The 6000-nt window shown below is 62.4% G+C and carries 6 protein-coding genes; 2 read left to right on the forward strand and 4 right to left on the reverse strand.

Annotated features, from left to right (window positions below; translation table 11 throughout):
* The first annotated feature begins 74 nt into the window (after window positions 1–74).
* Window positions 75–569, forward strand: a complete 495-nt coding sequence (locus UW3_RS0101540; RefSeq protein ID WP_010220387.1) for a SprT family zinc-dependent metalloprotease — start codon at window positions 75–77, stop codon at window positions 567–569.
* 102 nt (window positions 570–671) lie between these two features.
* On the opposite strand, the gene UW3_RS0101545 is transcribed toward UW3_RS0101540, so the two are convergent.
* The 4 genes from UW3_RS0101545 to UW3_RS0101560 form a co-directional block, all read right to left on the reverse strand.
* Window positions 672–1994, reverse strand: coding sequence for a dicarboxylate/amino acid:cation symporter (locus UW3_RS0101545; RefSeq protein ID WP_010220388.1), 1323 nt, complete (start codon window positions 1992–1994; stop codon window positions 672–674).
* 271 nt (window positions 1995–2265) lie between these two features.
* Window positions 2266–3621 (reverse strand): ATP-binding protein, encoded by a 1356-nt coding sequence (locus UW3_RS0101550; protein WP_010220389.1) that lies wholly within the window; start codon window positions 3619–3621, stop codon window positions 2266–2268.
* A complete protein-coding gene (locus UW3_RS0101555) occupies window positions 3618–4295 on the reverse strand; it encodes a response regulator (protein WP_010220390.1) in 678 nt (225 codons plus the stop codon). The genes UW3_RS0101550 and UW3_RS0101555 overlap by 4 nt, the downstream gene beginning before the upstream one ends.
* Window positions 4296–4409: 114 nt before the next feature.
* Window positions 4410–5012, reverse strand: a complete 603-nt coding sequence (locus tag UW3_RS0101560) for an outer membrane protein (protein ID WP_010220391.1) — start codon at window positions 5010–5012, stop codon at window positions 4410–4412.
* 162 nt (window positions 5013–5174) lie between these two features.
* On the opposite strand from UW3_RS0101560, the gene UW3_RS0101565 reads away from it, so the two are divergent.
* Window positions 5175–5972, forward strand: coding sequence for a dienelactone hydrolase family protein (locus UW3_RS0101565; RefSeq protein WP_010220393.1), 798 nt, complete (start codon window positions 5175–5177; stop codon window positions 5970–5972).
* Window positions 5973–6000 lie beyond the last annotated feature (28 nt).

Genomic DNA, 6000 nt, shown 5'->3' on the forward strand with positions numbered 1-6000 from the left:
ACTGTGCGCTGACAGGTGGCTCGGCAGCGTCGCTGCGGTTGCGGCATAATCGTCGGCCAGGAGTGTTCCCCGATATGCCCGAACTGCTCAAATCCCGCGTCGAAACCTGTTACCAGCAAGCCGAAACCTTTTTCAAACGCCCCTTCCCGCGCCCCGAAGTCAGCTTCAAGCTGCGCGGACAAAAGGCTGGCGTCGCCCACCTGCACGAGAACCTGCTGCGCTTCAACCTGCAGCTGTACCGCGAAAACAGCGAAGATTTCCTCAAGCAGACGGTGCCCCACGAGGTCGCCCACCTGGTGGCGCACCAGCTGTTTGGCGACCGCATCCAGCCCCATGGCGAGGAATGGCAGCTGATCATGCGCGGCGTCTATGAACTGCCGCCCCACCGCTGCCATAACTACGCCGTCAAGCGCCGCACGGTGACCCGCTATATCTACCGCTGCCCGTGCGCTGGCAGCGACTTCCCGTTCTCGGCGCAACGCCATAGCCTGGTGCGCCAGGGGCGGCGCTATCTGTGCCGGCGCTGTCGCAATACCCTGGTGTATAGCGGCGAGACCCGGGTGGAATAAAGCATCGCAGGGCACGCCCGCTCCCACCCAATCTGTGGAAGCCCCCGCAGACACAAAAAAGCCCATCCGAAGATGGGCTTTTTGCGTTACACCGCCTGCATCTTAGCGAGCAGGACCTTCAGCCACGCCCAGGTCATCCATCGGGCGGGTATCGGTCAGCGGCGAGCCACCGGAAGCCAGTTCGGCCTGCAGCTTGTCTTCGTCCAGCTCATTGACCCACTTGGCCACGACCACGGTGGCCACGGCATTGCCGATCAGGTTGGTCAGGGCACGGGCTTCGGACATGAAGCGGTCGATGCCGAGGATCAGCGCCAGACCGGCAACCGGCAGGTGGCCAACGGCCGACAGGGTCGCGGCAAGCACAATGAAACCACTGCCGGTAACGCCCGCAGCACCCTTGGAAGCGACCAGCAGCACCAGCAGCAGGGTGATCTGGTGGGTGATGTCCATGGTGGTGTCGGTCGCCTGGGCGATGAACACGGCGGCCATGGTCAGGTAGATCGAGGTACCGTCGAGGTTGAACGAGTAGCCGGTCGGGATCACCAGGCCAACCACGGATTTCTTCGCCCCCAGACGCTCCATCTTGGTCAGCATGCGTGGCAGCGCCGATTCCGAAGACGAAGTACCCAGCACGATCATCAGCTCTTCACGGATGTAGCGGATCAGCTTGAGGATGCTGAAGCCGTGAGCGCGGGCGATACTGCCGAGCACCACCAGGATGAACAGCACGCAGGTGACATAGAAGCAGATCATCAGCTGGCCCAGTTGCACCAGCGAACCGACGCCGTACTGGCCGATGGTGAAGGCCATGGCACCGAAGGCACCGACCGGCGCCAGCTTCATGATCATGTTGATGATGTTGAACATGACATGGGCGAAGCGGTCGATCAGGTCCAGCAATGGCTTGCCGTAGGCACCCAGGCGATGCAGGGCGAAGCCAAAGATCACCGAGAACATCAGCACTTGCAGGATGTCGCCGTTGGCGAAGGCGCCGACCACGGTGTTGGGGATGATGTTGAGCAGGAAGCCCACGGTGGTCTGCTGCGCGCCGGCGGCGGCATAGGCGGCCACACTGCTGGCGTTCAGGGTGCTGACATCGATGTGCATGCCGGCGCCAGGCTTGACCACGTTGACCACGACCAGACCGATGATCAGGGCAATGGTCGAGACGATTTCGAAGTACAGCAGCGCGTAGCCACCGGTCTTGCCGACCGATTTCATGTTCTGCATGCCAGCGATGCCGCTGACCACGGTGCAGAAGATGATCGGGGCGATGACCATTTTGATCAGTTTGACGAACCCGTCACCCAGTGGCTTCAGGGCTACGCCGGTTTCAGGGTAGTAGTGGCCCAGCAGGATACCGATGGTGATCGCTACTAACACCTGGATATACAGCGATTTGTACAGTGGCTGACGCGTCGTCATGGCTAATTCCTCAAGGGTACCGGCTCATCCTTGCCAGGATGCGGGGTACCTAAAGCGCGAACCCTCCTGCACTGGAGGGATTTGTTGTGTCGAGCTGCCTGGCAGAACTCTGATGAGTCCATAGCAAGCCCGATGCCAAAATGCGCTTTAACGGTGCAAGCCCCGGTTTTACGGGGCTGTCATGCACAAAGAGGTTGCAGGTTGACGGGGTGGGGTTGGCGGATTTCCGCACGCTGCAGAAAAGATTCCAACAATGATGGCGATAATCCGCCTAGGGGTTGCGCTCCAGTTCAAAGCGAATCCGAAAGGCAGCACCGCCCAGCGGCGAGTCATCGAGGGTCAGGGTCGCGTCGTAGCTTTCAATGATGTCCTTGACCACCGCCAAGCCGATGCCCTGCCCCGGGTTCTGCCGGTCCAGGCGCTCGCCACGCTGGAGAATCCGCTCACGCTGGTTGGCGGGCACGCCGGGGCCGTCGTCCTCGATACACAGTACAACCTGCGCCTGGTTGGCCAGCAGGCTGATGCGAACCTGGCTCAGACACAGGCGGTAGGCGTTTTCCAGCAAGTTGCCGAGCAGTTCCAGCAAGGCCCCCTGCTCCATCGGTACCCTTGCGTTCGCTGGCAGATCCACGCTGATGTGCACGTGCTTGTCGCGGTAGACCTTGGCCAGGGTGCTGCACAGGCTGTCAAGCAACGGCCGCAGTTGCACCTGGTGGCGCACCAGGCCGCTCTTGCGCAGGCTGGCGCGTTGCAGTTGGTAGTCGATCTGCTGGCTCATGCGTTCGATCTGGCTTTGCAGCACCCGTGCCTGCTCACGGTCTTCGCGGCGCTGGGCCATGCTTTCGCTGACGCCCTGAAGCACGGAGAGCGGTGTTTTCAGGCTGTGGGCCAGATCCCCCAGGGAATCACGGTAGCGGCGGCGCTGCTCGCGCTCGCTGCGCAACAGGCGGTTGAGCGAGTCGGTCAGGCGCAGCAGTTCACGTGGATGCTCGCTGCTCAAGCCTTCGCGGGCGCCGGACTCGACATCATCCAGCTCGCGGCTCATCTGCCGCAGCGAACGCAGCCCCCAGGTCAGGCCGGCCCAGAGCAGCGCCAGCAGCGCCAGCAACGCCGCGCCGAAGCCCAGGTAGAGCTTTTCGCGCAGGCCGTCGAGGGTGTGCTGGTATTCACGTACCGGCTGCAGGGCGACGATACTGAAGGCGGCGGTCTTGCCACCGAGCAGCTTGACCTCGACGTCATAGACGAAAAACTCCTCGCCGTCGTCCTGACGAATCCGTGCGAACTCGTTGCCACGCCCGTCGTAGCGCGGGGTGTAGTTGATGTTCTCGTCCGCGGTGGCCCGCGAACGCCACACCAGGTTGCCCTGGCGGTCATAGATGTAACCGAGCAGGCGGCTGTCGGGCAGGTTGAATTTTTCGTCGGGCAACAACACCGGCATCTGCAGGTTGCCGTCTTCAATGCGTGCGGCAGAGATCAACGTGGTGACGTCCGACGCCAGGCGCTGCTCGATCGACTCCTGCAAGGCCAGGCTGAAGGCCTTTTGCAACGCCGGCAGCAAGCCGAGCATGAACAGCAGCGCCAGCACCGCGGCCGCCAGCATCAGACGCAGGCGTAGCGAACGGATCATCGGCAACGCTCGGTGAACAGGTAGCCCAGACCACGCACGGTATCGATCGGCTTGAAGCCGTTGCTGCCCTCAAGCTTGCGCCGCAAACGGCCGACCAGCACCTCGATGACGTTCGGATCGCGCTCGTCATCGTCCGGATACAGCTGCTCCATCAAGCGGTCCTTGGCCACCACCTGCTGGTGATGACGCATCAGGTATTCGAGGATGCGGTATTCATAGGCGGTCAGCGCCAGGGGCTGTTCGTCGAGGGTTGCCTGCTTGCGATTGAGGTCGAGTACCAGGGGGCCTGCGGCGATGGTCGACTGGGTAAAGCCGCTGGAGCGGCGCAGCAAGGCGTTGAGGCGGGCTTCGAGCTCTTCGAACTGGAAGGGCTTGACCACATAATCGTCGGCGCCGGCGGCCAGGCCTTCGACCTTGTCCTGCCAGTTGCCGCGAGCGGTGAGGATCAGGATCGGGAAGCTCTTGCCCTGGGACCGCAACTGGCGGATCAGGTCGAGCCCGCTCATGCCCGGCAGGCCCAGGTCGATCACCGCCAGGTCATGGTTGAACTGCTCGGCCTGGTACAGGGCCTCCTCGGCATTGGCCACCGCTTCGACCACATGCCCGCTTTCCGTCAAGCGGCTGTACAAGTGATGACGCAGAAGTGCTTCATCCTCGACCACCAGCAGTTTCATACGCTCCTCCAGACCCGTGCCGGCCTTCATTGGCCAGTCAATTTGTAGACCGAATGCAGAATAACAGCGAACCGGCCGTGCGCATGCAGGCCGGTTCGGACATCGCCAGGCGACTTAGAACGCGTAGTTGGCCGACAGGTAGGTCTGGGCGCTGCTGTTCAGGCGCAGGCTGCCGACTTTCGGGCCGTCATGCTCGGACAGTTCGGTGCTGGCATTGCTGCGCAGGTAACGGTAGCCCAGTTCCACCGAAGCATTGTCGGTGACTTGCTGCAGCAGGCCGGCTTGCAGGCCGATGGCGTAGCCGGTGTCGGTGTCGCGGCTGTAGCCGGAGGACTCCATGCTCATCTTGGTCAGGCCGGCGCTGGCGCCACCGAACAGCTTGGTGGTGCTGCCCAGCGGGTAGAACAGGTCGTAGCTGCCCAGCAGGTTTTCCTGACGCACTTTCAGGCCGCTGTGGTCGTTGGAGACGTTGTCGTAGGTGAGGTAGTAGCGGCCCTGGTCGTTCATCTGGCCGACGCGGATGCCGTAGGTGCTGTCCTTGCTGATGATGCCGTCGGTGTTCAGGTGATCCGTGTTGCGGCTCAGCAGGCCGGATTTTTTGATCTTGTCGCTGGTCTGACCATAAGTGACGCCAGCGAAGGTGGTGTCAGCGGCCTGGGCGGCGGCGCTGGCGCCAAGGAAAGCAACGGTGAGCAGCAGGGTGTTGAGCTTTTTCATCGTGTGGTACTCCAGGTGATGCACTGTGTTGGTGTGGAAGCTAGAGTAAGCAAGCCGTCCTGAACCGCCGCTGAACCCTGGCTGAACCTCGGCTGAACAGCTGCACCGATTGCAAAAAACCGACTGCACGAGCCGCCCGAAGAAAAAAAAGGAGTACCGACCATGCGTTGTCTGCTCGCTCTGGCCCTGATCGGCGCCGCCAGCCTGGCCCAGGCTGCAGTGCAAACCCGTGAGATTCCCTACCAGGACGCCGACGGCAAGCGCCTGGTCGGCTATTACGCCTACGACGACGCCGCCAAGGGCAAGCGCCCGGGCGTGGTCGTGGTGCATGAACTGTGGGGGCTCAACGACTATGCCAAGCGCCGCGCCCGCGACCTCGCTGGCCTCGGTTACAGCGCCCTGGCCATCGACATGTATGGCGACGGCAAGAACAGCGAGCACCCGGCCGAAGCCAAGGCATTCATGGCCGCAGCGCTGAAAAACCCGAACACTGCAGCCCAGCGCTTTGATGCCGGGGTTGAACTGCTGAAGATCCAGCCACAGACCGATACCAAGCGGATCGCCGCCATTGGCTACTGCTTTGGCGGCAAGGTGGTGCTCGATGCCGCGCGCCGCGGTGAGCCACTGGCCGGGGTGGCCAGCTTCCACGGTGCGCTGGTCACCAATGCGCCAGCGACGCCGGGCAGCGTCAAGGCCAAGGTGCTGGTAGAGCATGGCGCCAGCGACAGCATGGTGACGCCGGAGCAGGTGGAAAAATTCAAGGAAGAAATGGACGCGGCCGGGGCGAGCTATGAGTTCGTCAGTATTCCCGGGGCCAAGCATGGCTTTACCAACCCCGATGCCGACCGCCTGAGCCACGGCGGGCATGGTGGGCCTGATATTGGCTACAACAAGTCGGCGGATGAGAGCTCCTGGGCGGATTTGCAGGCGTTCTTCAAAAAGATCTTCACTAAAGGTTAACCCCTGTAGGAGCGGGCTTGCCCCGCGA

Source organism: Pseudomonas donghuensis (assembly GCF_000259195.1).
Taxonomy (GTDB): Bacteria; Pseudomonadota; Gammaproteobacteria; order Pseudomonadales; family Pseudomonadaceae; genus Aquipseudomonas; species Aquipseudomonas donghuensis.